Consider the following 26,837-nt stretch of genomic DNA (forward strand, 5'->3'; position numbering starts at 1 on the left):
GGTCGGCGGGCCGAAGCCCGCCGACCGCACCCGGATCACGAAACCTGCAGGCTAGCTGCCGAACTGGCTGAGGATGCCGTTGAGGCCCTCGGCGCTACCGGTTCCGGGATCAACGGCCGAACCCTCGGTGACCGCCACCTTCACGGGCGTGCCGACGGACTGGTAAGAGGTGTCGCCGATCTCCTTGCACTTGGTGACCACCCAGTACTCGCCGGTGGCCAGGTCCGTCGAGGTACCCGAACCGGCGACGCCGGCGAGAACCTGGTTCTTCACCAGGTCCGTGCCCGTGATGAGGTACTCCTGGACCATGTTGGCCCGGTCGAAGGCGGTGGCGTCGCCGCGGTACACGTAGCCCTCGCAGTAGTTGAACGGCAGGGTGGTCTTCAGGCCCGTGACCGTGGTGGTGATCTGCGAGCCGGACACGGTCGCGGTCCAGGTGCCGGTGACCTGAGCCGACGACAGCGCGGGGCTGGAAACGAGAGCGAGAGCGGAGAGTCCGGCAACGACACCGGCGCCGGCCAGCTTACGTGAAACACCCATGTTGGGTCCCTTCGGATTTGGACACCGCGCTGCCTCGTGCGGCGTGGCGTGTGATCGACATCGTGCGCGGCGCCGGGTTGTCCCCTCGCGCCCTGCGCAATTGGTGAGCCAAGCTTGTTGACTGAGGTAAACCTTACTGAGGGAATGCTTAAGGGACGCTGAGTGCGCTGGTGAACCGATCTGGGAATCGACGCCTCAGCCGACACGGAAGGGCGCGAGGGCCGGCGGGTTTCAGGGTGTCGATCTCGATACGCTGTGGCGTGGTGACGTGGAACGTCGTCGGGTCCTGTCCGGATCCCTGGACTACCGGGCGGGGATGGATTCCGGGGTGGCGTCGGGGGTCGTGGCGGAAGGGCGCGCCATCTCGGAGACCGCTCGGCGTAGAGGCAGAGCGACGATGAGCAGCGCGCTGACCTGTGCGGTGAGGGAACCCCACGCGACACCGATCAGACCGACCTCCGGCACCAGGGTCGCCGTCACGCCGAGGGTGGTCGCGACGATGACGATCTGGACCGCGAGCATCAGGCGTAGGCGGCGAAGGACCTGGGCGACCAGGAAGTACACGATGACGACGGTCCCGACGAGAGACTCCACCGCCATCACCAGCACCAGTCCGGCCGCTGCGTGGAAGTAGTCGGGGCTCACGACGTACAGCACCAGCGGTCCACCGACTGCGAGGCCTGCCGCGGACACGAGGGCGACGGCCGCGAGCATGCGGATCAGGCGTTGGAACAGCGCGGCTCGGTCCGCGTCCGGCGCGGATGCCTCGACGATGAACGAGGACCCCACCCCGGATCTCAACAGCCCGACCGCCGAGCACATCGTCCACGCCAGATTGAAGTAGGCGTTCTGCTCGGTACCCAACTGGGACACCACGATCAGCGGCAGCGCCAGCGGCGTCACCGTCAGCACCAGCGTCATCGTGAAGAACACGCCCTGGAACGCCCACAGCTCCCGCACCGGCGGAAGCTGCGCGGGCACCTCGCGGCGGTCGCGGATCGCGCGCAGCAGGTAGCTCACCGAGAAGGCGGTCACCCCCAGTGCGAGTACCGCCCACGACCCGCTCAGTGCCAGTGCGGACCCGGTCCCGGCGAGCGCCACGATCGGGACGACCTTCAGGACGGACAGCGCGATGTTCTTGACCGCAACGGCTTTCGCGAGCCGCAGCCCGGTCAGGATCGGGTCGGCCAATGCGTATACGGCGAAGGCGAGCACGATCAGCGGGAACAGGGCGTACTCGGCCGGGGAGGAGAACAGTCGGTCGTTGGACGGGTTCACCACCAGGAACAGGCCACCGAGTGCCAGGGCCACCGTCGCGGTCAGTGCCAGGCCGCCGAGGATCAGCCGGTGCGACGCGCGGCCCGCGACCGGCAGGAACCGTTGGTACGCACCGCCGAGGGACAGGCAGGACACCGACGCGAGCATGGTCGCGGTGCTGATCACCGCCGAGGCCCGTCCCACCTCCGACGTGTCGAAGAACCGCTCCGCGACCGCCCAGTACACCAACCCGAGAGCCCCCGTCGCCACCGACGAGAGCATCAGTGCCGCGGCGTTGGACTCGAGGCCCGGCCCGCCGAGCCGCCGGCTCATCGGGTCACCGACCGGTCGGCCGCGAACGCCTCGATCAGCGCCCACGACGACTCGTCGACCTTCCGCGCGAACAGCGCCCGCGAGGTCCGCAGCAGCGTCTCGTCGGTGGGGCCGAGGACCCGGGGGCTGATCGCGGTCGGGTCGGACCAGTCGATGTGGTGCAGACCGTGCACCGGATCGGCGCGGAACGCCGCGACGTCGGCGGTGCCGTCGACGTGCTGGGCGATCCGGTGGGCCACCGGTGAGGCCGCCAGGATCGAGTGGACGACGATCTCGTCGGGGCACAGGGTGTTTCGGTGGAACCGCAACCACCGCGGGTGCGCGGTGAGGAAGTCGAGCACGTGCTCGACGGCCTCGTCTGTCAGCGACCACCACTGCGACCCCTGGACCAGGTCGACGGTGCCGTCCACACGGCGCGGGATGCGGCCGTCGAGACGGCGCCGCCACGGGACACGGTCGTCGGGGAAGTGCCTGCGGGCGATCTGCCGGGCCCGGGGAGTCCCGGGTTCGCGCACCCGACGGTCGATGCGCAGGTACTCGGTGCGGCCGGACCACACACGCAGCACCTCCTCGAGCGGGGCGATCAGCAGGTCCGATCCGGACAGCAGGGTGAAGCGGGTGTACCCGCGTCGGGAATCACGGGCCGCGGCAACCAGATCCAGGGTCGCGTCGACCACGCGCAGCCCGCCCCAGCGGACCTCACGTCGGTCCCGAAGATAGGTCAACCCGTCCCGTTCGGGTGCCGCGGCGAGGAAGGGTGCGAGATCGCTCTTGGCGTCGACGTGCACGTAGACGTCAACGGCCGGATGTCGCAGCGATTCGAGCAGGGCGGCGAGCACCCGCGGTTGCCGGTGGGCGAGCACCAGCACCGCGAACCGGTCCGTCATCCCTCGTGCCCCAGCACGGCCCGCACCAGGGCTGCGGTCCGGGCGACGTGCGGGGCGCGCAGCATCCCGACGTGGTCGCCCGGCACCCGGTCCACCGCCACCACGTTCGGGGCGATGATCGGCCACCACGCCGGGTCGTCGGGATTGTCCTCGGCCATCACCACCGCGACGCGGCCGTGCCACGGCCGCAGCCTGTGCAGCAGTGCCACCCGCCGGCCCACCTCGTGGAACAGGTCCCACTGCTCTTGCGCGGGACGCGGCACGATGCCTGCGGTCAGCAGTTGGAAGCGGGTGCGCCACAGGTCGGTTCGGGACGGTGGTGCGGCCGCGACGGCGGGCGGAGCGTCCGCGGTGCGGGGCAGCTCGGGTCCGCCGACCGACAGCGGGCCGCCGAGGAGGGTGTCCAGGCAGACCACCGCGCGGACGGACTCGCCGTCCGCCTCGAGCAGGCGCGCGATCTCCACGGCGATGACGCCGCCGAGCGAGTGCCCCACGAACGTGTACGGGCCGTGTGGTTGCACCCGGCGAATCTCCTTGAGATACCGGCGGGCTGCCGCGGCCACCGTCCAGTCGGGGAGACCGCGGCGTTCGAGCCCGTGTGCCTGCAACCCGTACACGGGCCGGTCGAGTTCCCGCGCCAGCGGCAGCAGTGCGAGCGCGGTGGAGCCGGCCCCGGCGAGGGCGAACACCGGGTACCCGGTGCCGTCGGGGCGCAATGGCACCAGCACGGAGCCTCCGGTTCCGGTGGCATGGTCGTCGAGATTGGCGGCGAACCCGCGCAGCGTCGGGAAGTTCGCCAGCGTCGCGGACGAGAGCGCCACGTCGAACCGTTCGCCGACCCGGGTGAGCATCTGCTGGGTCTGCAGTGAGTCGCCGCCGAGCGCGGTGAAGTCGTCGTCGCGGCCGACCTGTTCGATACCGAGGATCTGCCCCCACAATGCGGCCAGCTCGGTTTCGGTGCCTTCCGCCGGCGGCACCAGCGGCGGACGGGACGCCGGCGCGGGCAGCGCGGCCCGGTCCACCTTGCCCCTCTCGTTGCGCGGCAGCACCGGGAGCAGTACCAGGTGGGCCGGAATCATCCAGTCCGGCAGACTGTTCCGCAGGTCGCGGCGCAGGTCGGCGGCGGACGGGGCGCGGCCGTCCGGGCTGACGGCGACGTACCCGACCAGGACGGTGCCGGTGTCCGTGCGCCGGGCGAGCACCACGGCATCGTCCACCGTGGGCAGGCGGCGCAGCGCGGACTCGACGTCCGCGGGTTCGACCAGGTAGCCGCGGACCTTCACCGCATCGTCGCCGCGGCCGACGAGGTGCAGCAACCCGTCCTCGTCGAACCGTCCGAGGTCGCCCAGCCGGAAGTAGCGGGCGCCGGTGGCGGTGACACCGAACTTGTCGACGACCGCACCGGCTCCGCCGTCGCGATCGACGTGATAGCCCTCGGCGAGGTAGTCGGATTCGACGACGATCTCACCGACCTCCCCGGCAGGTACCGGCCTGCCGTCGGGACCGAGCAGGAGGACCCGCTTGTTGGCGGCCACGACGCCGACGGGCAGGATCCGATCGGGAACGACCCGCCCGGCGGGGAATTCGTTGAAGGCCAGGTTTCCGGTCTCCGAGGATCCGGACAGGTTGCAGTAGGTCGCGTGTGGCCCGAGCAGGGCGCGCAGCGAGGTCACATCGCTGCCGTGCACGGCCTCACCGCACGTGGTGACCAGCCGAAGACGGGTCAGGGCGGTGGTTCCGTGGCAGACCTTCGTCACCGCGCGCAGCAGCGAGGGGGTGGCGTGCAGCGTGGTCAGCGCCTCGCCCGAGATCCATTGCGGGACGGTGTCGATCCCGGCCTCGCGGGGGTCGAGGACGTGCAGTGCGGCGCCGTTGAGGAGTGCGCTCATCACCACGTCGAGTCCGCCGCCGAAGCTGATCGGCAGCGCCATGCCCACGCGGTCCCCGGCGCCGATGCCGAGGGTGGCGTGGAAGTCGGCCGCCTGGTTCAGCCACTGCCGCTGACCCTGGCGCACCGCCTTCGGCCGGCCGGTCGACCCGGAGGTGAACAGGAGCACGGCGGTGTCGGTGGGGGCGCCGAAGGGCAACGGTGTGTCGGGTGCGGTGGCCACGGCGGCGAGGTCGGCGTGCCGGTACCGCACGGCCCCACTGCGCGCGAGGATGTCGGCGCGACGTTCTTCGGGAAGCTGGGAGTCGAGCAGTACCAACGGATTTCCCGACAGTAGCACCGTCACGATCGCGACCACGCAGTCGAGGCTGCACTCGGTGTCGAGTGCGATCGGTCGCCGGACCCCCTTGAGGGTGGAGACGAGTGCGCGGGCCCCGGCGAGGCCACGCTCACGCAGCCGGCCGTACGTGATCTGCTCGCCGCGGCACACCACCGCCGTCTCGCCGGACAGTGCCGCGGCCACCACCTCGAACCGTTCCCGGATCGACATCCACGGCACGTCGAAGGGCGGATAGCCGCGCGGACCCGTGACGGAGGGGGCGGTCGAGAGCTCAGACACCGGTGGTGATCCCGAGCCGGGGGAACAGCAGGTCCGCGACGATCTTCGCCTCGTCGATCAACGGCCACCCGGACAGGATCCAGATGTCGATGCCGAGCGAGGAGGACATCTCGAGGATGCGGGCGGCCACGTTGTCGGCGCTGCCGACCAGGTAGTTGCCCGTGCCCTTGCCCGCCACGTCGAACGGAGGCTCGGCGCCGGTCCACGTGGTCAGGCCGGCGGCCAGGTTCGGTGCGTACTCCAGTTCGGCCCGGGTGGGCAGCTGACCGGCGCGCAGTGCGGCGATCCGGGCCCGCACCTGCTGGTCGTCGGAGGTCAGCTGGGCCAGCGGGGGGAACCCGAAGCTGGTGAGGTTGCGGTCCGCGGTGGCGAGCACCGACTCCGGTGACGTCTGCGCGAGTTGCCACTCGAAGCGTTCCCACGCCTCGTCCTCGGTCTCGCGTACGACCACACTCGCCAGCACACCGAACCGCATCTCCCGTCCGGCGTCGGCCGCGGCCTTGCGCACCTTCGTGAACACCGCGTCCATCGCGTCGGCCGGGCTCATGAACATCAGGTACGCGTCGAGCACCTGCGCGGCGTGCGCGATGCCCTCCGGAGAGGCGCCCGTGCCCCAGATCGGGACACCGCCCGGCTGCCGTGGTCCGGCGATCGCCGGCTTGTAGCGCGGACCGTACTCGAAGTACTTCCCCGAGTACGCGTCCGTCTCGTCGAGGTAGAGCCGCTTGAACAGCGTCCAGTACTCCTCGGACACCGCGTAGCGCTCGGCCTTCGAGTGGAAGCGGCCGTACCGGGCGAGCACCGGGTCGGCGCCGTTCACCTGGTTGTAGATCAACCGGCCACCGGAGTACTGGTCGAAGACCTGTGCTTCCTCGGCGAGCAGCACCGGAGGCTTGACGCCCGGGTACTCCGGTACCACGAACCGCAGCCGCTCGGTATCGGCGACCAGTGAGATCGCCTCCCGTGCCGTGGTCAGCGCGCCGTGGAAGCCGAGCCGGTCCAGGGTGCGGGCCTGTTCGCGCAGCGCGGCGAACGACGGCTCGAAGCGGTGCCGTGGATCCCATGGCACCTCACCGTCGTTCGCCCCGATGTACCAGAGGATGTCGGGCGTGCTGGGCATGGTCGGTCAGCGCTCGTCGCAGAACTCGGTGATCGGCAGTCCGACGTGGCGGGCCTCGGTCGGCACGTAGCCGAGCAGCGTGTCGCCGGGCTTCAGTTCGGTGACGTTGTTGACCGAGCCGCCGGGGCCGAGCAACCGCACGTGCCAGTCGTCCTGGGCGATGACGTTGACGTTCTTGCCGTTCGGGGCCACCGCGGTGATGGAGATCAGCGGACGCTTCTCGATCTTGACCCGGCCGATGCGCACCTCACGGACGCTGCCGTCGGTGCGAACGGCGAGGATCGGGAAGCCGGCCTGCAACTCGCTGACGTAGCGGGTGCGGTTGTCCGGCCCGAGGACGTACGAGTGGACGGCGCCGGCGTTCCACCGGAAGGGGCGGGTCGGCATGTAGGGGAGCGGGTGGGTCTCGCTGCAGGACAGGAACATTCCGGTCGAGAACGAGCCGATGAGGCAGCCCTCGTCGAGTTCGAGCAGCGAGCAGGTGTCGATGCACGCCCGGTCGCCCATGCCGATGTGCTCGACCTTGGTGACCACGAGCTCGGACAGCTCCATGCCCTCGAGCTTGTGATCGACGATCTGGGCCAGCTTCACCACGTCGTCGGCGTTGCGCGGGGCGAGCAGCAGTCCGTCGGAGCCGTGCTCGAGCACCAGCTTGACGATCTCGGCGTCCTCGACGTCGGAGACCGTGGTGATCGTGCGGCCACCGGAGTTCTCGGCCGCCGCGATCACGATCTCGAGCGGGATCTTGGTCGGATCGGTGAACGTGAGCAGTGTCCACGGCACCTCGCGCACGACCTCGCAGGCGACCTGGAGTGTCGGGGCGTCGGAGACCACCACGTGCACACCGACGTCCGGGGTGTGCCCGATGTGCGGGGAGCGCGCGTCCTCGCGGTCGGCGACGATCACCAGGTCGACGCTGTCGTACGGAAAGTCCTCGGCGACGGGGGCGTCGACGGCGAGGATGCGGCGCACCGTCGGCGGCAGGCCCTCGAACGTCGCGATCCGGTCGGACAGGATGCCGTCGATGCGGTGGTGGAGCGCCGCCTGTACGACTGCGGGCAGCAGTGCCGCGTCGAGTGCGCGCACGTCGAGCCACGCGAAGTGGCCCTCGCGGCTGACCGGGGTGCGACGGGCGTCCGATCCCGCGCCTGCGGCCGGGACGATCTGGTCGGTGACGATGGTGCTGTCCATGTGCGGACGGGTTTCCCTTCGGGTTGTGGAGCGGTGGATCGGGTGCCGTCAGGCGCTTTCGAGTTCGATGGCAGGGGCGGGCGAATGGATCAGCCGGGCGAGTGCGGAGGTCACCGCGTAGGGGTCCCTGGCCTCGAACACGTTGCGGCCGAAGCTCAGCCCGGCGACACCGGAGTCGAGGATCTCGGCACCGAGTGCGATCGCCTGGTCGTCACTGCCTCCCGAGCTCGGCCCGCCCGCGACACAGATCGGGATCGGGCAGGACTCGACGACGCGGCGCATCGCGTCCGGGTCGCCGCAGTAGTCGAGCTTGACCAGGTCGGCACCCAGGTCGGTCGCGATCGCGGCGAGGTGCGCGAGTTCGCGCGCGTCCGGTGGGACGTCGGCGCGCAGGGGGCCGCGGGCGTACATCATGGCCAGCAGTGGAATGCCGAGGAGTTCGCACTCGCGTGAGACGGCGCCGAAGTCGGCGAGTTGCTCGCGCTCGGTGGGGGATCCGATGTTCACGTGCACGCTGACGGCGTCCGCGCCGACCCGGAGCGCGTCCTCGACGCTGGAGACCAGCACCTTCGCGTGCAGGTCCATGCTTCGGGTGGTACCGGCCGACAGGTGCACGATCAGGCCCATTCGCGCGAAGCACGACGGATCGACCAGCTTGGCTCGGCCGCGGTGGAGGACCACCGCGTTGGCGCCGGCCTTGGCGAGGGTGCGGACCGTCGTGTCGGCGTGGTCGGCGTGACCGAGCGGGCCGATCGTGACGGAGTGGTCCATCGGCACGATCAGGGTCCGGCTGGTGGTGTGGTCGGTGATGCGGGACAGGCGAATGCCCTTCCCGCTCAGAGAATGAGCGCGGCTGGGGGCGGGAAAGCTCAACAACGACCGAACTCCAATCGGGCAGCACGCATGCGGTGGATCGACCCCGGGGGCCACGCATAATTAGGGTAGGCTACACAAACGCCTGGGGGTAAGGGTAGGGGGCCTCCCGGATTGGTGCCACCCCCAGCTCGCCGGCCGTCACGCAGCCGGATGGCGCCAGGGTGTGGGGAAGGGTAGGCCCAGGTACACCTCGCCGAGGGCGGCCTGCTCGGCCTCCGACTCCACCCAGCGGCGGAGCCGGGCGCGGCGTAGCGGCCAGTCCATGGGGTCGTCGGACAGGGCGTGCAGCGTGGTCGTCAGAGTCCAGGAGAAGTGCTGCGCCTTCCAGATTCGGGGCAGACAGGTCTCGGTGTAGGCGTCGAGCAGTGTGCGGTCGCCGGCCCGGTAGTACCCACCCAGTGCGTGGGAGAACGTGCACGCGTCCGAGACCGCGAGGTTGAGACCCTTTGCGCCGGTGGGCGGGACGATGTGTGCGGCGTCGCCGAGCAGGAACAACCTGCCGTCCTGCATCGTCTCGCACACGTACGAGCGCAGCGGGGCCAGTGAGCGGTCGAAGATCTCGCCGCGCTCGAGTTCGGGGGAGTCGTCGCTGGCGCTGCGGGTTGCCAGTTCGTCCCAGATCCGCTCGTCGGGCCAGTCGTCGAGGTTCGTGTCGGCGGGAACCTGTAGGTACTGCCGGGTGATCGCGGGCCCGCGCATGCTGTGCACCGAGATGCCGTTCTCGTGGGCGCAGTACATGCCCTCCGGGGTGGTCGGCGCGGTGCGGGCGAGGATGCCGAGCCAGGCCGCCGGGTAGGTGCGGCTGAACTCCCGCAGTCGTGCCGCGGGAACGTGGGTCCGGCTGACGCCGTGGAAGCCGTCGCAGCCGGCGACGAAGTCGGCGGTGATCTCCAGTTCGGCGCCGCCCTGGTCGACCAGCAGGCGTGCGCCGTCCGGGGTGGTGTCGATCGCGGTGACCGTCGCCTCGAACAGCAGTGGCTCGCCGGACTCGAGCCGGTTCGCGACCAGGTCCTTGACCAGTTCCTGCTGCGGATAGACGGTGGCGTGACCGCCCACGAGCCGATGGAAGTCGAGGTGATGGGTGGCGCGGTCGAAGCGCACGTAGAAGCCGTTGTGTGACATCCCCTCCCGGTCCAGCCGGTCGGCGACGCCCAGTTCGCGCAGGAGCGCAACGGTCGGCTGCTCGAGGATGCCTGCGCGGGTGCGGGTCTCGATGTACTCCCGGCTGCACCGTTCGACGACCACTGACGAGATGCCCTGCATGTCGAGCATCCGGGCGAGGGTCAACCCCGCCGGTCCTGCGCCGATGATTGCTACCTGGGTGTGCACGGGGCCTCGATTCTCGTCCGATTTGTGACAGTCGTCACATGGGGCACCTGGCGCTTTGCTTAGGCTTGCCTACCTTCTACTGTATGACACGCAGTTCGACGAACTGCGGGACCCCCGAATCGGCTCGTGGGCAAGGCGATTGCCCGGCCTGTCGATGCATGGCGGGGCCGTCCCCGCGTGATCACAACTGGAGCGATCGACTTGAGTACCCCCACACCGACCGACGGACCCGGCGGCGACGCCGGGACCACCGCCCTCACCCCGGTCGAGGACCGCGCCGGGCGCGGCGCCGGTCGGCCGACGGTCTCGGTCATCATCCCCGCGATGAACGAGGAGAAGAACCTGCCGTTCGTCGCCTCGCGGATGCCCGCAGGCATCGACCAGATCGTGTTCGTGGACGGCAATTCCACCGACGACACGGTCCCGGTAGCCCGCGAGCTGTGGCCCGACGCGACGTTCGTCACGCAGACCCGCAGCGGCAAGGGCAACGCACTCGCGTGCGGCTTCGCCGCGGCGACCGAGGACATCATCGTGATGATCGACGCGGACGGGTCCACCGATCCGGCCGAGATCCCGCTGTTCGTCGAGGCGCTCGTCGGCGGTGCCGACCTCGCCAAGGGCAGCCGCTTCGTCGGCCGCGGCGGCAGCTCCGACATCACCGCGCTGCGCAACGTCGGGAACAAGGGACTCAACGGCCTGGTCAACCTGATCTTCCGGACCAAGTTCTCCGATCTCTGCTACGGCTACAACGCCTTCTGGCGCAAGCACGTTCCGCTGATCGAGCTGCCGCCGGTTGAGTACCAGCGCGCACAGTGGGGCGACGGATTCGAGATCGAGACCGTCATCAACGTGCGTCTGGCCACGAGCGGCCTGAACATCGTCGAGGTCGGCAGCTTCGAGGGCCCGCGCATCCACGGCCGGAGCAACCTCAACGCCTACAGCGACGGCATGCGGGTGCTGCGCACCATCGGCCAGGAATGGCAGCACTGGCGCGCCGCCAAGCACATTCACAAGGAGTCGGTCCGCGCCGACGTGCGTGAACTGACGCAGTGACGGCCGGGGTCGACCCCGGTGCACCGGCCGAGGTCGCCCCGGGCGGGACGGAGCGGGGAGGTGTAGGGGCCAAGAGCCTCGAGCGCAACAGCCTCGCACTGACGGTCTCCGCTGCCCTCACCGGCGTGCTGGGCCTCGCCTACTGGGCGGTGCTGGGGCGGCTCTATCCGGCTCGGGAGGTCGGTGCGGCGTCGGCGATCATCACCACCGCCACGATGCTGTCGGCGTTCGGAAACCTCAGCCTCGGTGCGCTGTTCGAGCGATTCCTCCCCCTCGCCGGGAGCCGTGCCTCCGCACTGGTGCGCGCAGGCTTCGTGGTCGGCGGGTGCGGAGGATTGCTGCTCGGCGCGGTGTTCCTGCTGTGGGGTCCGACCGACGAGATGTTCGATCATCCCCTTCAGGCCGCGTCGTTTCCGTTGATCGTGGCGGTGTTCTCGGCGTTCGCACTGCTCGATCACACGTCGGTGGGGTTGCGGGAGGCCGGCTGGGCGGCAACCAAGAACGTCAGCCATGCCGTGGTCAAACTGGTTGCCGCGGTTGCCCTCGGATTCACCGCATCCCGGCTCGCCGTCGTCTGGACCTGGACCGTGCCCGCCCTGATCGGGGCGGTGGTGCTCGGGGTCGCCGTGGCGCGGCGGCTTCGAGGACCGGAGTTCGCCGGTGCCGTGCCGCAGTTGCCGCCGCGGCGCGAACTGGGTTCCTTCCTCGCCGCGTCGTACGGCATCTACGTGGTGGCGGCGTTGGCGCCACTGATGCTGCCGCTGATCGTCGTCGCCCGCATGGGCGCGGACGCCAACGCGTACTTCGCCATCGCCTGGTCGCTCGTTTCCGCGGTCCTGGTGCTCATGACCATGCTGATGGGACCGTACGTCGCCGGTGTGGCGGCAGATCCGATGCAGGTGCGAGCGCTGACCCGCCGGTTCCTCGTGGTGCTCGCGGTGGTGACCGCCGGTGGGGTGGTGCTGTTCGCGATCGTCGGTCCGGTGCTCCTCGGGTTCGTCGGCGAGGATTACGCGGACACCGGAATCCCGCTGCTGCGGCTCGCTGCGGTCGCGCTGCTGCCCGCGATCGTGGGGTTCGCCTACAACGCGATCGCCCGGGTGCGGCGCCGACTGCGGCTGGCCATCGTCGTGCAGGTCCTCAACGCGGCACTGGTCCTCGGGCTGAGCCTGGCGCTGATCGACGGCCATGGACTGGCGGCGATGGGCTGGGCGTACATCGTGGCCGAATCGGTGTCGGCGGTGGTTCTCGCGGTGCCGCTGCTGCGTGCGGTTCGTTCACTCGGCCGGGAGAACGAACCCGTTCGGTGACTTCCGGTCAGCTGGGCCCTTCGGTCAGCTGGACGGCGTTCGGGTCGGGATCGAACACGCCGCGCTTCTGCATCGCCTCCAGATCCGGCATCACCGGCTCGTAGACGGTCACCCAGTCCACCTGCACACGCACCGAGTCAGGCCGCAGCGCGTCCGATTCGGAACACGGTGCCAGACCCCAGTCGACGCGGCGCTCGCAGGCGCCGGCCTCGGCCTGAAGTCCGAGCCACATCGGTTCGTCGGGGACCATGGCGTCGGAATGGGCCTCCGCCCAGACCTTTCCGTCGAGCAGGTAGCGGATGATACCCGGACCCCACTCCACCCCGACCGTGTGCCACTGCGAGAAATCACCGTTCACCGCCGCGTGCGACTTCTGGTTCTCCGCATCGTCGCCGACCCAGTGCAGGAACGCGTCCATCTGCGTCCGGTCACCGCTGACGGATTCGGCGAAGTCGATCTCCGGGGGCCACTTCTCGCGTTGCGGCCACAGCAGCATGTGGTACGAGATGTCGTCGCTGCGGTCGGCACGCATCCGGATCTCCCACCGGCCGTACTGCTGCGTCACCGGGTAGTTCGACACGCCGCCGCTGACCCACCCGTCGGAGGTGCGCTGCGACAGCAGGTTCAGTGCCCCACCCTCGACCCGCACCATCTCCTCGTCCCACCAGCCGTGCGGGTTGCCGCCCGGCTGACCGCTGTACGTGCCCCACTGCCGACCCAGATCGCACCGGTCGAAGTCGTCGGTGAAGATCTGCTTCCAGCCGGCCAGGTCGCCGGTGGGAACGGGTGTGCCGCCCGGCGACTGTGCCTGGCCGCAGTCGTCCGAGGTCGTCGCGGCCTGCGTCGGATCGCGGTTCTCGGTCGGGTCCGTGGCGATGGTGCAGGAGGCGCAGGCAGCGACGGCCAGCGCCGCGACCGCGGCTCGCAGTGGGCGCGAGATCATCCAACGGCCATCGTGATCAGCCGGATGAAGGTCAGCGCTGCCGCCGTCACCACACAGACCGCGAGGGCCAGCGAGATCAGTTGCGCGCGTGGACGTCGCCCGATGGTGCCGGTGCCGGGAACCTCGCGCTCGCGGATCACCACACCCGCCAGCAGGAGGGCGGCGGCGAGGAGGTAGAAGAATACGGTCAGGCTCATGAGTTCTCGAATTCGATGACGGGGGAATCGACGCGGCGCAGGATGGTGATGCTGTCGCGCTCGAGCATCGGCACGTACCGGCCGGTGGCGAGGATGGCGTCCAGCTGCGCGTCCAGGTACTCCTGGGACATGCCGTACTGCAGGCGAAGCATTCCGGTGCCCTGGGTGGTGAGATACACGTACGACGGATCTCGGGTCTTCGCGCAGTTGGCGAGGTCGTCGAGGCACGGATAGCTGTCGATGAACATCATCCGGGGCCCGAGGGGGTCCAGTGTGCGCCGGACACCGTTGCTGTGCGGCGCGTGTGACCACGACATGACGGTCGTGCCCGGGGGCACCTCGGCGATGAATTCGTCGGTGACGGTGACCTGTTCGCGCGTCGACGCCTCGAAGGAGGTGTTCAGGCCGCGGTTCGTGGTCAGCAGGGTGCCGAGCGCCACCAATGCCAGCGTGCCGGCGGCCACCGTCGTCCATCCCCCGGTCGGTGCGGCGGCATGGCGGCCGAGCCGTCCGCGGAGCCAGGCCGCCGCCCGGGCCACGGCGATCGCCGCGAACGGGGCGAGCACCGGTGAGGCGAGCACGAAGCAGCGGATGATCATCTCGCCGCCGTAGCTCTGCAGGAGCACCAGGGTGAACGGGGCGGCGCACACCGCCCCCGCCACGAGCCAGGTCCGGCGCCCGCGCGAGAACAACCATCCGATGAATGCGACACCGGCGAACAGGCCGGACGCACCCATTCGCAGGTACTGCATCTGCTGGTACGTGGGGTCGCCGGAGAGCCGTTCGCCGACACCGCGGTTGACGGAGTTTCCGATCTGGCCGATTTCGCCGAAGATCGACTGCAGGTGACCGGTCCAGAAGTCGGTCGCCCCATAGCTGAACCAGGCCGCGAACACGAGGCCGGCGGCGAGCCACAGGGTCCGGTAGCGCGTCACCCCGAACAGCGAGAAGAACGCGAGGGCGATGATCACCAGGATCGGGGTGATCTGGTGGGTGACGGTGTTGGCGACGATCAGGAGCAGCAGCACCGCGCCGATGGCGAGGGTGCGAGCCGAGTCGAAGCCGGGGACCAGCCCTGGCGTGCGCCGCGGCGCGGTGACCAGGAATCGGCCGATGCCGGGCCCGATTTCCGGGAGGGGTGCCCGGCGCAACTGCCACAGCAGGGTCGCGACGATCGTCGTGTAGAACACCAGCGCCACCGCCTGGGGCGCGAAGTAGTCCTGCTGGTACCAGTTGAACAGCTGGTACAGCACGACCGCCAGCCACGCCAGCCGGGCCCGGCCGGTGACGGCGATGGCGATCGCGTACAGCGGGAACGCCAGGAGCGCACCCATGAAGAGCGGTGCCCATGTCATGAGAGCGGACACATCGGGCAGATCCGCCACTGCGACGAGATGCGCACCGGCGGTGAAGAACCCGGCCCAGCTGAACCGCGCGTCGATGGCGTCCGGAAGGCGTTCACCGGCACCCAGCGTCGCGATGAAGCCCCGGTGCACGAATGCGGTGGGAACGGAGGTCACCCCGCTGGCGGCCGGGACGAGCATCGTCGTGTAGGTGATCAACACCAACGTCGCCGCCGACATCAGGACGTGGTCGACGCGCGAGCGGGTGAGGGCGACGACGACGGTGCCGCAGAGGACGAGCAGCCCGATCGGGTACACCACCCCGATCTGCGTGATGATCCCGTAGTGCCCCGCACCCATGAAGTCCAGGTCGGACGCGGCGGCGGCGAACAGCGCCAGCGCGACGGCGAGCGCGCCGAGACCCAGTGCGCGCGTGCGGTTCCAGGTCCGCAGGTAGTGCAGGTCGCCGTGAGGGACCTCGTGATGTGCGGGCAGGGTGCGGCGCGCGGCGACACAGCCGATCAGTGATCCTGCCGCAAGCAGGGTCTGCACGGTCAGCGGGTTCCACCACTGCGGGACCATCGTGAACTGGGCGGCGAGGATGACGGTGGCCAGCGACACCGACACGACCAGTGCGGCGAACAGTGCGCGCCCGGGTATGCGCAGCGCCACCGCGACCGGCAGGCCCGGAACGAGGGTGGCGCCCGCCAGCGCGACGAGGATCCGGACGGGTGCGGGGACGATCTCCGGGCTTCCCGTGGCGACAAGCAGGTTCAGCAGCAGCATCGCCACCGACACGGCGGCGCCGACGCGCAACGCGGCGAGCGGATTCCAGCCGTACCGGACCACACGCGGAGTTCCGACGGTCCCGGGCTCGGGCGCCCGGTGAGCGACGACCTCGGTGGCGGTCACCGGTTCGCCCCCGTCCGCCGTGCGGCCAGGTGGCTGCGGACGAACAGCACCGGACCGGTCACGTAGCCCCACGCCTCGAGGACGCGCAGGTGCAGCGGCCAGTCGGAGGGGAGGTCGGCGTTCTTGGTGGAGGCGGGGGACAGCAGCATGTGCAGTCCGCGTGGGAATCGGGACAGGATCGGCCGGACATGCCCGGACAGTACGAACTTGGTCAGTGACGCGGCCATGCCGGTGCCGTATCCGTAACTCTGCGTGCGCAGGTCGGCCATGTTGTCACGGTGGTAGTGCCGGACCACGGCGTCCGGGTTGTAGGCGATCGACCAGCCGCGCAGCAGTGCGGCCCGGAAGGCGTCGAGGTCCTCGCCACCGCGGGTCGCGGTCCCGGTGCCGAGACGCTCGTCGAAGCCGCCGATGGACTCCAGTGCGTTCGACCGGAACGCCATGTTGTTGCCCGACCCGCACTCGCCGGCCGTGTAGGGGAAGAACGGGCCGTGGGTGCCGAACTCGCCGAGGACGGCGTCCTTCTCGTGCGGACGCAACGCCCACACGGTGGCTGCCGCACCCTTGTCGAAGACCTTGGCCTCCTCGAACCACTCCTGCTGACGGTTGGTCGCCTCGGTGCCGAGCACGCGCCCCGTCACCACACCGACTGCACCGGCGCGGTCCGCACGGAAACTGTTGACGACTCCGGTGATCCAGCCGGGGTCGGGCAGGGCGTCGTCGTCGGTGAACGCGACGATCCGCCCGGACGCGGTGCGATGGCCGATGTTGCGTGCCGCGGACACACCCGGCACCGGCTGGTCGATCACCCGCAGCCGCGGATCGTCGATGTCCGCGACGATCCGCGCCACGTCGGCGCGGTGCGGGCGGTTGTCGACGACCAGCAGTTCGATGTTGGGGTGCTCCTGCGCGAGCACCGCGCGTGCCGTCGCGAGCAGCGACTCGCGTCCCACGGTCGGGATCACGACGGTGACCAGTTCGTCCTCACGGATGGTGGGTTCGTGCGCGACGAGCGCGGCCGGAGTCTCGTCGGAGGCGCTCCGCTTCCCGCGCAACCGGATCGATCCGACGGCGGTCGCTCCCGCCGTCACGAACAGCCCGAGGACCAGCACCAGGATCCGGCTCAGCGACGCGAGTCCCTGACCGGTGACGGCCTGACGCAGGTAGCGCAGCACCCCGGTGCTCAGTGTGCGCACCACGAAACTCCGTTCCGCGGACAGCCCGGCCTCGGCGCCGACCATGCCGGACAAGATGGCCTTCGACCGACCCTCGTGCCGGCAGCGACTTGTGAAGTAGCGCAGAGTGGCGCGGGAATCGGGCACGGTGTGGTCCACCGCGAACGCAGCCACCCGCACGATCCGCGACCGAGGAAAGCGCTGTCGCAGTTCGATACCCATCAGGGTTTCCTCGCAGCCTGCGGGCACGGTGCCCACCCGGCCCAGTCGGTCGGAGAACCCGCCGATCTTCAGGAGCTCGGCGCGTCGCACCGCCATCGCGGCACCGATCGGATTGCGGATCTCGGCGCCGTCCCCGGCCAGTCCGCGGTAGTCGCAACCGATCACCCAGCCGAACTCCTCGGGGAACCACGCCGGCGGTCGACCGGACTCCCACCGCGCGATCACCGCGCCGCCGACGGCGACGACCGAAGGATCGGCGAAGGCCGAACGCGCGGCATCGAGCGCGCCCGGCCGCAGCACGGCGTCGTCGTCGAGGAAGGCCACGATCTCGGCGGCCGCGGTCGCGACCGCGGTGTTGCGGGCACCGGACAGCCCGCGTTCGTGTTCGTTGGCGACCACGGTGACCCCGCTCGGGAACCGCTCGCGGAGCTCCCGTTCGAGGTCGGGATTGTGGTCGACGACGACGATCAGTTCGTCACGGACACCCCCCGTCGCTCCGCTCGTCCAGGGTCGCAATTGCGCGCGTGCCGCGTCGATCCCGGCGACCAGCAGGTCCAGGCGGTCGAGCGTGTAGCAGCTGATGAGAATGGCGAGCCCGGGGTCGGGGCGGGTCGTCGAGGCCAAGGCGAAACTCCGGGATCGTCATTGGGGCACGTCCGTCCCTTAAGTAGGGAAGGCTTGCCTATCTTACGGTGTTGATCGGCGGCCGCGGAACGGGGTCACCGCAGCAGTTCCAACGGGTCGGAGGCGGCCCGCGCGAGCCCGGCCGAAACCTGTTCCCGGTCGAACACGGTGCCGTGGAAGGAGGCCGACGTGATCACGGCGCCCTCGATCAGTGCCCAGGTGATGGTGATGCCATCCGGTCCGGTGGGATCGTTGTGGGCGACGTAGAACGGTTCCGCGGAGTCGAGCCACGGGACGGCGCCCACTCGGGGGACGGCCCCGAGGCTCGAGAACAGCAGTCGAGCCCTCGGGCTGCCGGGACGTTCGAGGGGTGCGTTCCGCGGGGCGGCCGAGCGGAGGCCGATGCGGGTGCGGGTCGCGTTCAGTGCCAGGTTCGCCACCGGGCGTCCCGACGCCATCGCGCCGGCGCTGGCCCGGTGGATCCGTTCCGGCGTCGGTGCCGGACCCAGGTCGAACTCCAGTCCGGAGACGAAGTTCCCCAGCGGGACACGCCCTTTCGGCAGGTACCTGCGGGCGTCCAGGGTCACCGTCGCGACGTCGTCGATCGGCAGGCCGGCGCTCGCGAGACCGCGGTGCAGTGCGGAGGCGACCACGGCGAACATCGACGCATCCGACGCGTGGGCATCCCGCCAGGAACGCAACTGCGCCACTGTCGCCGAGGGCATCGTGGTGACGACGCCGGTGCGCGACGGTGTCCACGGTTCCATCGCCTCCGGGGCAACGGTGGCGGCAGGTTTCCGGCGGGCCGAGTCGCGCAGTGCCCAGACCCGCCGCGGGTCCGAGCCGTAGGTGCGGGCGGCGGCGGTCGCGATCCCACTTCCATGGCGCTTCGCCGAACGCCACACGTGCGGGTCGGCCGGATCGATGGTGCCCAGGATGACGCCGTGCATCGTCAGTCCGAGCGCCACCTCGCCGAGACCGTGATTGTGATCGGTGCGCATGTAGTCGCCGGCCAGGACGATGCTGGTCGGACGATCCTCGGCGGGAGTGCCTGCATCCGAGGGGAGGTCGAGCAGATCGAGTGGTGACGACGGCGGATCGATGCGGCTCACGGTGGGGCGGTTGGCGATCGGATCGAACGTCCAGCGATTGGTACGCGACGAGGGACGCAACCCCAAGCGGGCGTGCGGCCCGACCGCGGTCATCGTCGCCAGTCTCGCTGCCACGACGTCGTCCGGCGGCAGATGGACCGGCCCGATGATCGCGGTGACCCGGGTACGGCTGTGCATCACGTCCAGGTGGCCGACCCGGACGGTGGAGCGGTCGGTCACGGGCACCTCAGACTGACACCGGCCGGGTCGGGTCGGTGGCCCGGAAGTGTGCGACGGTGCGGGCGATTCCCTCCTCGAGATCGACCGACGGGCGCCAGCCGAGGACGCTGCGGGCCAGGCCGGCGTCGAGCGCGGATCGTCGGACGTCGCCGGGTCGCTCGGGTTTCCACACCGGCTCGGTGGTCGCGCCCGTCGCGCGGGCCACGAGGCGGTTCAGTTCCAGATCGCTGGTCTCCACCCCGGTGCCGATGTTGAACCGCAGGCCGGATCCGAGCGGCCCGGACGCGGCGACCATGGCCGAGACGACGTCGTCGACGTACACGTAGTCGCGGGTGTTGCCGCCGTCTCCGAACAGGGTCGTGGGGCGTCCGGCGAGCATCTCGCGAGCGAAGATCGCCACCACTCCGGCCTCGCCGTGCGGGTCCTGGCGAGGGCCGTACACGTTGGCCGGAGCGATGTGGGAGCACTCCAGTCCGTGCAACTGCCGGAAGCTGTCGAGGTAGATCTCGCCGCTGACCTTGCTCACCGCGTAGGGCGACACCGGTTGCACCGGAACTTGCTCTGTGACAGGGAGGTTCGCGGGCGTGCCGTAGATCGAGCCGCCCGAGGACGTGAAGACGACCTTGCGGACCCCGGCCGATGCGGCCGCCGAGCCGACCCGGATCGTGCCGAGGATGTTGGTTTCGGCGTCGAGGATCGGGTCGGTGACGCTGCGCCGGACGTCGATCTGCGCGGCGAGATGGAAGACCACCTCGGGCGCGAATGCCTCGAAGGTGGGTCCGAGGTCGTCGTGGCGGATGTCGAGCGTCTCGAGGTCGACGGCGTCGGTCGCCAGCGCTGCGGCGAGGTTGTGTTCCCTGCCGCGACTGAGGTTGTCGACGACCAGGATCCGGTGGCCGTCACCGCGTAGCCGGTCGACGAGCGTCGACCCTATGAAGCCGGCGCCACCGGTCACCACCACTCGCACAGGTATGCCTTCCCTTACTTCCCGGATGTCGTTCGGCAGTTTAAGCACACGCAGGCCGTCGTGGGGGAGTCAGGTTCGCCCGCCCTCGGTCCGCGCCGCCCGCAGGGAGGGTGAGAATTTGGTGCGTGTTTTGTGGCCGCGCTCGCCCGGATAACCGGAATGGGCCGTGCTAGCGTTCATTTCTGAACACCTTTTTCGGTACCGCATGCGAACCGTCCTCCGTGCCCATCGTCATGAATGGGGAAAAGAATGGTTCATCGTCGTGTGCGCAAAATTCCTGGCGTTCGAGAAGTCGTCGGTCCCGAAAGTTCTTCCTGCCGATTCGTGAATTCCCGTCGCGGCTCCGTGACGCGGCTGCTGCTGTCCCTGGTCGTCGCGGCGGGCGCCACCGCCGGTGGGATCGCGACGACATCCCAGGCCGCGGCCGCGACCGCGGGTACCGTCCGCACCCCGGGCGGACTGTGCCTGGACAACAAGTGGGGTGTCACCACCGACGGAAACCCGGTGCAGGTGTACGGGTGCAACGGGTCGACCGCGCAGAACTGGAGCGTCGAGTCGGACGGCACCGTGCGGGTGCAGGGCAAGTGCCTGACCCCGAAGACGAACCGACCCGGTGCGGCACTGACCATCTCCGGGTGCACCGGCGCGGCCGCGCAGCGGTGGAATCCGCGCGCCGACGGATCGGTGTCGTCGCAGGCCAGCGGCCTGTGTGTGGAGAACACCGGTGGCAGGGAGGTGGACGGGAACCCGGTGACCATGCGGTCGTGCAGCGGCGCCGCCGCGCAACGGTGGGCATACTCCGGATCCGTGCCGACCACCCCGACGACCACCGCGGTCGCTCCCACCACGACCGTCGCCCCCACGACCACCGTCGCCCCGACGACGACGGTCGCGGTCCCGACGACCACGGTCGCTGCGCCCGTCTCTCCGTCCGGAGTGACTGCCCCGAAGGGCAATCTGCCCGGCTGGCGGCAGATCTTCGTCGACGACTTCACCAAGGACGCGGCGGTGGGGACATGGGCGAACGCGTGCGACCCGGACCGCATCGTCTACACCGGCGCGCAGGGGCAGAAGTGGCGCACGTACCCCAGCTGCTATCTCGACACATATCAGAAACGTCCGTATCGACCCGACGAGGTGCTCAGTGTCGGCAACGGGGTGATGAATTTCCATCTGCACCCCGTGAACGGAATTCCCGCCGGAGCGAATCCGTCGCCACTGATCGACGGCGTCGGTCAATATCAGACCTACGGCCGGTATTCGGCGCGATTCAAGGTCGACAACGCCAACCTGAACGAGTACTACGTGGCGTGGCTGCTCTGGCCGCAGTCCGAGCGATGGCCGGTCGACGGTGAATTCGACTTCCCCGAGGGGGGCCTCGCCGGCACCGTCGGCGGCTTCCATCACTACTCCGGCGCGGGTTCGTGTGTCGGCGGGTGCCAGGACGTCGCCGCCGACATCGGTGCCCGGTTCACCGACTGGCACACCTACACGATCGAGTGGTCGCCCGGCCGGATCCGATACCTGCTCGACGACAGGGTGGTCCTCGACAGCACCGCGTGGGTGCCGTCGACGCCGATGCGCTGGCAGCTGCAGACCGAGACGAACGGAACCGGTACCAGCAACGGCAACCTGCTCGTCGACTGGGTCTCGGTGTGGGCGTACGACCCGGCGGCCTGAGCATCCGAACCTGACATCCCGGAAATTCCGACAGGACCTTTAAGGTGAGCAACGAACTTTCCCTCACCTCTTGGAGTTTCGGATGTCCCGCTCAACCCGCCACTTCCGCCGCCGCGTAGGCGTAGCGGTCGCCGCGCTCACCGCACTCGGGGTGGTCGCGGCGCCCGCCGCCTCGGCCCAGATCACGCTGCCCGAGGGACTCGAATGGGTCGGCAGTGCCGACGTCGGAAGCAACGTGACCGGCAGCCTGAGTACTCCGGTGTCCGGCACCCAGGCGGCACCGCGTGAACAGTTGGCGGGCTGGAAGCAGATCTTCGTCGACGACTTCACCACCGACGCGCCGGTGGGCAGCTTCGCCAACGCCGAGTGCAACAATCCCGGCAAGATCGTCTACACCGGCACCGAGAACACCCGCTGGCGCACCTACCCCGAGTGCTACACCGACACCTTCAACGGCTTCCCGTACCGGGCCGACCAGGTGCTCAGCGTCCACGACGGCGCCCTCGACTACAACCTGCACGAGGTCGACGGGAAGCGGGCAGGTGCGAACCTGTCCCCGGTGATCTCCGGTGACGAGCAGGGTCAGCTGTACGGCCGCTATTCCGCCCGCATCAAGACCAGCCACCCGTACATCACCGGCTACCGGCTCGCGATGCTGCTGTGGCCGACGTCCGAGGTCTGGCCGAGCGAGGGCGAGCTGAACTTCCCCGAGGGCGAGTTGACCGGCCCGATTCGCGGGTACCACCACTTCGCCGAACCCGACGCGACGGCGAACTCGCAGGTCATCTCGGAGTACGACTACTCCGACTTCAGTCAGTGGCGCACGGTGACAACCGAGTGGACCCCGGACACCGTCCGGTTCATCCTCGACGGCAGGGTCCTGCTCGAGTCCCACCGCGGGGTGCCCAACACCCCGATGCGTTGGCAGCTGCAACTCGAGTCCAGCCTGTACCCCGACCTCGGCAGCGGCAACTTCTACGTCGACTGGGTGCGTGTGGACGCCTGGGACGGCGCGCGGTAGCGCCCGATCGCCACGCACCACCGCGCAGGTCCCGTCCGCGTCACTTCCTCGCGGGCGGGACCTTTGCCATCGCGAGTACGTCGAGGCGGCGGTCCAGCTCCTCCTCGGACAGGCCGTCGCCGACCAGCCCGCGGTCGATGACCGTCTGCCGAATCGTCTTGCGCTCCTTGAGCGCCTCCTTCGCCACCGCGGCCGCCTCCTCGTAGCCGATCGCCGAGTTCAACGGCGTCACGATCGACGGCGACGACTCTGCGAGCGTGCGCAGGTGTTCGGTGTTCGCGACGAGCCCCTTGACGCAGCGGTCGGCGAACAGCCGGGACACGTTGGCCAGCAACCGAATCGATTCGAGGATGTTGCGGGCCATCACCGGGATGTAGACGTTCAGCTCGAACGCGCCCGCGGCGCCGCACCAGGCGACGGTCGCGTCATTGCCGACGACCTGCGCCGCGACCTGGGTGACCGCTTCCGGCAGCACCGGATTCACCTTTCCCGGCATGATCGAACTGCCCGGCTGCAGGTCCGGCAGGCGGATCTCGCCGAGGCCGGTCAGCGGACCCGACCCCATCCAGCGGATGTCGTTGGCGATCTTCGTCAGCGACACCGCGATCGTGCGCAGGGCCCCCGACGCCTCGACCAGTCCGTCCCGCGCCGCCTGCGCCTCGAAACTGTTGCGGGCGGGGGACAGTGCATCGATTCCGGTCGAGTCGACCAGCCTCGCCACCACCTTCGGGCCGAATCCGTCCGGGGCGTTGAGCCCGGTGCCGACCGCGGTGCCGCCGATCGGCAGTTCGCCGAGGCGGGGGAGTGCGGCCATGACCCGCTCGATTCCGGCCTCGACCTGGTGGGCGTAGCCGCCGAACTCCTGCCCGAGCGTCACCGGCACGGCGTCCATCAGGTGGGTGCGGCCCGACTTGACCACGGTGCGCCACTCGGTTGCCTTGTCCACCAAGGCAAGTCGCAGATGATCGAGGGCGGGGATCAGGTCCCTGACCGCGGCCTCGGTGGCGGCGAGATGCGTCGCGGTCGGGAAGGTGTCGTTCGACGACTGCGACATGTTGACGTGGTCGTTCGGATGTACCTCGACCCCGTGCGCGAGCGCGATCGAGGCGATCACCTCGTTGGCGTTCATGTTCGAGCTGGTCCCCGAGCCGGTCTGGAACACGTCGATCGGGAACTGGTCGTCGTGGCGGCCGTCGGCGATCTCGGTCGCGGCGGCGACGATCGCGTCGGCCTTCTCCGCGTCCAGCAGACCGAGATCCCGGTTGACCTGGGCGCACGCCGCCTTGAGCAGTCCGAGTGCCCGGATCTGGGCGCGTTCGAGACCCCGGCCAGAGATCGGGAAGTTCTCCACTGCGCGCTGAGTCTGTGCCCGCCACAGGGCGTCGACCGGAACCCGGACCTCGCCCATGGTGTCGTGCTCGATGCGGAACTGCGGTTCGCTGTTCTCAGTCATGCACCCAGCTTGCCACCGCCGCAACGACCGAAGGGCCCCTTGTTGCGCGCGTGGCGCACGAAGGGACCCTTCAGCTGGAGTGTTGCGGGGAGAACTCGTCAGGGCAGCGGCGGCTGTGCGCCGTCGACGCCGGTGAAATTGATCGAGGAGAACTCGTGCAGCTTCTCGAGGCGGTGGTAGGCCTCGATCATGCGGACCGTGCCCGACTTGGAACGCATGACGATCGACTGCGTCGTCGCGCCGCCGCCGTAGTAGCGCACACCCTTGAGCAGCTCACCGTCGGTGACACCGGTCGCGCAGAAGAAGATGTTCTCGCCGGTGACGAGTTCCTCGGTGCGCAGCACCCGATCGAGGTCGTGGCCGGCGGCGAGGGCCTTCTCCCGCTCCGCGTCGTCCTTCGGGGCCAGCCGGCCCTGCAGCGCGCCACCCATGCAGCGCATCGCCGCGGCCGCGATGATGCCCTCGGGGGTGCCGCCGATGCCGAGCAGCATGTCGACGCCGGAGTCGGGGCGGGCCGTGGCGATCGCGCCGGCCACGTCGCCGTCGGAGATCAGCCGGATGCGGGCGCCGGTCTCCCGGATCTCGCGGATGATGTCGGCATGCCGCGGGCGATCGAGGATCGTCACGGTCGTGTCGGAGACCGCGCGGTTCTTCGCCTTCGCCACGCGGCGGATGTTCTCGGCGACACCGGCGGCCAGGTCGATCACGTCGGCGGCCTCGGGGCCGACCGCGATCTTGTCCATGTAGAACACGGCAGACGGGTCGAACATGGCGCCGCGCTCGGACACGGCGAGCACCGCGATCGAGCCGGGCGCGCCCTTGCTCATCAGCGTGGTGCCGTCGATCGGGTCGACCGCAACGTCGCACAGCGGACCGTCGCCGTTGCCGACCTCCTCGCCGTTGTACAGCATCGGGGCTTCGTCCTTCTCGCCCTCACCGATGACGACGACGCCCTGCATGGACACCGAGCTGACCATGTGGCGCATGGCGTCGACGGCGGCACCGTCGCCGCCCTCCTTGTCGCCTCGCCCGACCCAGCGGCCGGCGGCCATCGCGGCAGCCTCGGTGACCCGCACCAACTCGAGTGCGAGGTTCCGGTCCGGTGCTTCGCGGTGACTCGTGCTGGCCGTCATGGGCGGTGCCTCCTCGCTGGCGACCGGAAAGCCGCCCTGGGTGTGTTCGTGGACGCGAAACGAATCGCGCGGCGTAATTGTCTCATCCGGCGCCCGCGTCCACCCGAGCCGGTCTACTGGCCCGCGACCACGGACCACCCGGTGGTCAGGTCGCGGATCAGGGCCGGTGCGCGCGCCACCACCCGCTGCTGATCGGCGAAGGTCGCGAAGGGCAGGCCGAGGAGCGCCCCGATCTCGCCGGGCCGTTGCTCGGCGAGCAGACGGTAGGCCGGCGCCGTGTCCCCTGCGATGTACCGCCAGCGTGGTCCCCGGTCGGCCCAGTTGAAGTCGGGCAGCGGCGCCTGCACCCGGACGCCGGCCCCGCCGGGCACCGTCGCCGCGTACACGGTGAGCGGTGCGAAGACGCCCGGCGCGCGGGTGCCGGGGATCGACGGCTGCGCGGCGACGGTGGTGACGTAAGCGAGCACGCGCCCGGCGCCGTCCCGGCCGCGAGCCGTCGCGTCCCACTGGTCGGCGACGATCGTGTTCTGCTCACGGTCCGCCATCCGTACGACCGCGTCCGCGCGCCCCTCGGGCGAGCCGGTGAAGATCGCCTCCCAGGCGGCCTCGGTGTTGGCGTCGAGCAGTCCGGCCGCGCGCATCTCCTCGATCGCGGGCCGCCCCTCGGTCAGGTAGGCCTCGTGCATCGGCACCATGTCGAAATAGATGTGCTTCTGCATCACGAGCAGTCGCTGCTGGTACCAGTCCAGATCGTCGGCGGTCAGGGTGGGCGCGACGGTGGCCAGGGCGCGCACGTCGTCCGGCAGTCGTTCCGCCGCGTCCGTGGGCAGCGTGCCGACCGCCGCCGCGACGGCTTCGCCGATCCGGTGCACCGCGTCCACGGACAGCACGCCCCGCCCGGTGTCGATGTCCAGGAAGCCGGCGGTGAACGATGCTCCAGCCATCCCGGCCATGCCCGCCCAGTTCAGTTCGGCCCGCTCCTTCTGATAGCGGCCGTAGTTCGCGTACACCCGGTTCACCAGTTCCGCGTTCGCGGCGAAACCGGCGCGGGGATCCCAGGTGCCGAGGTCGATGCCCGATGCCTCGGCGCCCCGCGCCAGCCAGTACTGGTGCAGCAGCGTCGCGTAGCGGACGGGCGCGAGTCGGTCGGCGCGGGCCGCGGCGACGGCCCGACCGAGAACCCGGGAGTCGGTGGGCAGTCGCGGGTCCAGCCCGCCCGGATCCTCGGCGTCGGCGTTGGCGGGCACGAGATCGAGCAGGTCGTGGTACCCCACGCCGCCCGGCACGTGTGGGGTCGCGGTCGCCGGCGCCGTCGTCGCCGCCACGGCCAGAGCCACACCGGTGATCGCCAGGGCCAGACGGTGTGGCCGGGGGAGTCGGCTGCGAAGGCTCATGGTCCGACAACTAACCACATGTGTGTAACTTCGCGTACG

21 protein-coding genes are annotated in these 26,837 nt (G+C 69.8%); 4 read left to right on the forward strand and 17 right to left on the reverse strand.

The window, feature by feature from the left end:
- Positions 1 to 51: 51 nt before the first annotated feature.
- The 8 genes from ACWDU4_RS05565 to ACWDU4_RS05600 form a co-directional block, all read right to left on the reverse strand.
- On the reverse strand, positions 52 to 540 hold the full coding sequence (locus ACWDU4_RS05565) for a hypothetical protein (RefSeq protein WP_450112866.1): 489 nt from the start codon (positions 538 to 540) through the stop codon (positions 52 to 54).
- A 303-nt stretch (positions 541 to 843) separates the two neighbouring features.
- A complete protein-coding gene (locus tag ACWDU4_RS05570; RefSeq protein WP_450112867.1) occupies positions 844 to 2,130 on the reverse strand; it encodes a lipopolysaccharide biosynthesis protein in 1,287 nt (428 codons plus the stop codon).
- Positions 2,127 to 3,017, reverse strand: coding sequence for a beta-1,6-N-acetylglucosaminyltransferase (locus ACWDU4_RS05575; protein ID WP_450112868.1), 891 nt, complete (start codon positions 3,015 to 3,017; stop codon positions 2,127 to 2,129). The genes ACWDU4_RS05570 and ACWDU4_RS05575 overlap by 4 nt, the downstream gene beginning before the upstream one ends.
- A complete protein-coding gene (locus tag ACWDU4_RS05580) occupies positions 3,014 to 5,524 on the reverse strand; it encodes an AMP-binding protein (protein ID WP_450112869.1) in 2,511 nt (836 codons plus the stop codon). The genes ACWDU4_RS05575 and ACWDU4_RS05580 overlap by 4 nt, the downstream gene beginning before the upstream one ends.
- Complete coding sequence (locus tag ACWDU4_RS05585; protein WP_450112870.1) at positions 5,517 to 6,644, reverse strand: LLM class flavin-dependent oxidoreductase; 1,128 nt, start codon at positions 6,642 to 6,644, stop codon at positions 5,517 to 5,519. The genes ACWDU4_RS05580 and ACWDU4_RS05585 overlap by 8 nt, the downstream gene beginning before the upstream one ends.
- Positions 6,645 to 6,650: 6 nt before the next feature.
- Entirely contained in the window at positions 6,651 to 7,835 is a 1,185-nt protein-coding gene (locus ACWDU4_RS05590) for a 3-dehydroquinate synthase II family protein (protein ID WP_450112871.1), read from the reverse strand.
- 48 nt (positions 7,836 to 7,883) lie between these two features.
- Positions 7,884 to 8,711 (reverse strand): 2-amino-3,7-dideoxy-D-threo-hept-6-ulosonate synthase, encoded by an 828-nt coding sequence (locus ACWDU4_RS05595; RefSeq protein ID WP_450112872.1) that lies wholly within the window; start codon positions 8,709 to 8,711, stop codon positions 7,884 to 7,886.
- A 138-nt stretch (positions 8,712 to 8,849) separates the two neighbouring features.
- Positions 8,850 to 10,040 carry a 4-hydroxybenzoate 3-monooxygenase gene (locus tag ACWDU4_RS05600; protein WP_450112873.1) on the reverse strand — a complete coding sequence of 397 codons (1,191 nt, stop codon included), beginning with the start codon at positions 10,038 to 10,040 and terminating at the stop codon, positions 8,850 to 8,852.
- A 201-nt stretch (positions 10,041 to 10,241) separates the two neighbouring features.
- On the opposite strand from ACWDU4_RS05600, the gene ACWDU4_RS05605 reads away from it, so the two are divergent.
- Positions 10,242 to 11,093: a glycosyltransferase family 2 protein gene (locus ACWDU4_RS05605; protein ID WP_450112874.1), complete on the forward strand. Its 852-nt coding sequence runs from the start codon at positions 10,242 to 10,244 to the stop codon at positions 11,091 to 11,093.
- The gene (locus ACWDU4_RS05610; RefSeq protein ID WP_450112875.1) at positions 11,090 to 12,403 is read left to right on the forward strand and encodes a lipopolysaccharide biosynthesis protein; all 1,314 of its coding nucleotides are present in this window, start codon (positions 11,090 to 11,092) and stop codon (positions 12,401 to 12,403) included. Before ACWDU4_RS05605 ends, ACWDU4_RS05610 begins: the two co-directional genes overlap by 4 nt.
- Positions 12,404 to 12,410: 7 nt before the next feature.
- Here the strand turns inward: ACWDU4_RS05610 and ACWDU4_RS05615 are convergent, their stop codons facing one another.
- From ACWDU4_RS05615 to ACWDU4_RS05640, 6 genes are all read right to left on the reverse strand, one after another.
- Positions 12,411 to 13,346, reverse strand: coding sequence for a glycoside hydrolase family 16 protein (locus tag ACWDU4_RS05615; protein WP_450112876.1), 936 nt, complete (start codon positions 13,344 to 13,346; stop codon positions 12,411 to 12,413).
- Positions 13,343 to 13,543, reverse strand: a complete 201-nt coding sequence (locus ACWDU4_RS05620; protein ID WP_450112877.1) for a hypothetical protein — start codon at positions 13,541 to 13,543, stop codon at positions 13,343 to 13,345. The genes ACWDU4_RS05615 and ACWDU4_RS05620 overlap by 4 nt, the downstream gene beginning before the upstream one ends.
- A complete protein-coding gene (locus ACWDU4_RS05625; protein WP_450112878.1) occupies positions 13,540 to 15,798 on the reverse strand; it encodes a hypothetical protein in 2,259 nt (752 codons plus the stop codon). Before ACWDU4_RS05625 ends, ACWDU4_RS05620 begins: the two co-directional genes overlap by 4 nt.
- Positions 15,795 to 17,819, reverse strand: a complete 2,025-nt coding sequence (locus ACWDU4_RS05630; RefSeq protein WP_450112879.1) for a glycosyltransferase family 2 protein — start codon at positions 17,817 to 17,819, stop codon at positions 15,795 to 15,797. Before ACWDU4_RS05630 ends, ACWDU4_RS05625 begins: the two co-directional genes overlap by 4 nt.
- 95 nt (positions 17,820 to 17,914) lie before the next feature.
- On the reverse strand, positions 17,915 to 19,150 hold the full coding sequence (locus tag ACWDU4_RS05635) for a hypothetical protein (RefSeq protein ID WP_450112880.1): 1,236 nt from the start codon (positions 19,148 to 19,150) through the stop codon (positions 17,915 to 17,917).
- A 7-nt stretch (positions 19,151 to 19,157) separates the two neighbouring features.
- On the reverse strand, positions 19,158 to 20,117 hold the full coding sequence (locus ACWDU4_RS05640; RefSeq protein ID WP_450112881.1) for an NAD-dependent epimerase/dehydratase family protein: 960 nt from the start codon (positions 20,115 to 20,117) through the stop codon (positions 19,158 to 19,160).
- A gap of 324 nt (positions 20,118 to 20,441) precedes the next feature.
- Between ACWDU4_RS05640 and ACWDU4_RS05645 the strand changes: the two genes are divergently transcribed.
- Positions 20,442 to 21,797: a ricin-type beta-trefoil lectin domain protein gene (locus ACWDU4_RS05645; protein ID WP_450112882.1), complete on the forward strand. Its 1,356-nt coding sequence runs from the start codon at positions 20,442 to 20,444 to the stop codon at positions 21,795 to 21,797.
- Between the two features lie 82 nt (positions 21,798 to 21,879).
- The gene (locus ACWDU4_RS05650; RefSeq protein ID WP_450112883.1) at positions 21,880 to 22,818 is read left to right on the forward strand and encodes a glycoside hydrolase family 16 protein; all 939 of its coding nucleotides are present in this window, start codon (positions 21,880 to 21,882) and stop codon (positions 22,816 to 22,818) included.
- A 40-nt stretch (positions 22,819 to 22,858) separates the two neighbouring features.
- On the opposite strand, the gene ACWDU4_RS05655 is transcribed toward ACWDU4_RS05650, so the two are convergent.
- The 3 genes from ACWDU4_RS05655 to ACWDU4_RS05665 form a co-directional block, all read right to left on the reverse strand.
- Positions 22,859 to 24,271 (reverse strand): class II fumarate hydratase, encoded by a 1,413-nt coding sequence (locus tag ACWDU4_RS05655; RefSeq protein WP_450112884.1) that lies wholly within the window; start codon positions 24,269 to 24,271, stop codon positions 22,859 to 22,861.
- Positions 24,272 to 24,369: 98 nt separating this feature from the next.
- Positions 24,370 to 25,404 carry a class II fructose-bisphosphatase gene (glpX, locus tag ACWDU4_RS05660; RefSeq protein ID WP_450112885.1) on the reverse strand — a complete coding sequence of 345 codons (1,035 nt, stop codon included), beginning with the start codon at positions 25,402 to 25,404 and terminating at the stop codon, positions 24,370 to 24,372.
- 113 nt (positions 25,405 to 25,517) lie between these two features.
- Positions 25,518 to 26,798, reverse strand: a complete 1,281-nt coding sequence (locus ACWDU4_RS05665) for a hypothetical protein (protein WP_450112886.1) — start codon at positions 26,796 to 26,798, stop codon at positions 25,518 to 25,520.
- Positions 26,799 to 26,837: the final 39 nt, after the last annotated feature.

Source organism: Rhodococcus sp. NPDC003348, from assembly GCF_053589375.1.

Coding starts and splice junctions, on each gene's coding strand:
- ACWDU4_RS05565 (WP_450112866.1), bottom strand. CDS start 540: ATGGGTGTTTCACGTAAGCTGGCCGGCGCCGGTGTCGTTGCCGGACTC.
- ACWDU4_RS05570 (WP_450112867.1), bottom strand. CDS start 2,130: ATGAGCCGGCGGCTCGGCGGGCCGGGCCTCGAGTCCAACGCCGCGGCA.
- ACWDU4_RS05575 (WP_450112868.1), bottom strand. CDS start 3,017: ATGACGGACCGGTTCGCGGTGCTGGTGCTCGCCCACCGGCAACCGCGG.
- ACWDU4_RS05585 (WP_450112870.1), bottom strand. CDS start 6,644: ATGCCCAGCACGCCCGACATCCTCTGGTACATCGGGGCGAACGACGGT.
- ACWDU4_RS05590 (WP_450112871.1), bottom strand. CDS start 7,835: ATGGACAGCACCATCGTCACCGACCAGATCGTCCCGGCCGCAGGCGCG.
- ACWDU4_RS05615 (WP_450112876.1), bottom strand. CDS start 13,346: ATGATCTCGCGCCCACTGCGAGCCGCGGTCGCGGCGCTGGCCGTCGCT.
- ACWDU4_RS05620 (WP_450112877.1), bottom strand. CDS start 13,543: ATGAGCCTGACCGTATTCTTCTACCTCCTCGCCGCCGCCCTCCTGCTG.
- ACWDU4_RS05650 (WP_450112883.1), top strand. CDS start 21,880: ATGTCCCGCTCAACCCGCCACTTCCGCCGCCGCGTAGGCGTAGCGGTC.
- ACWDU4_RS05655 (WP_450112884.1), bottom strand. CDS start 24,271: ATGACTGAGAACAGCGAACCGCAGTTCCGCATCGAGCACGACACCATG.
- glpX (WP_450112885.1), bottom strand. CDS start 25,404: ATGACGGCCAGCACGAGTCACCGCGAAGCACCGGACCGGAACCTCGCA.
- ACWDU4_RS05665 (WP_450112886.1), bottom strand. CDS start 26,798: ATGAGCCTTCGCAGCCGACTCCCCCGGCCACACCGTCTGGCCCTGGCG.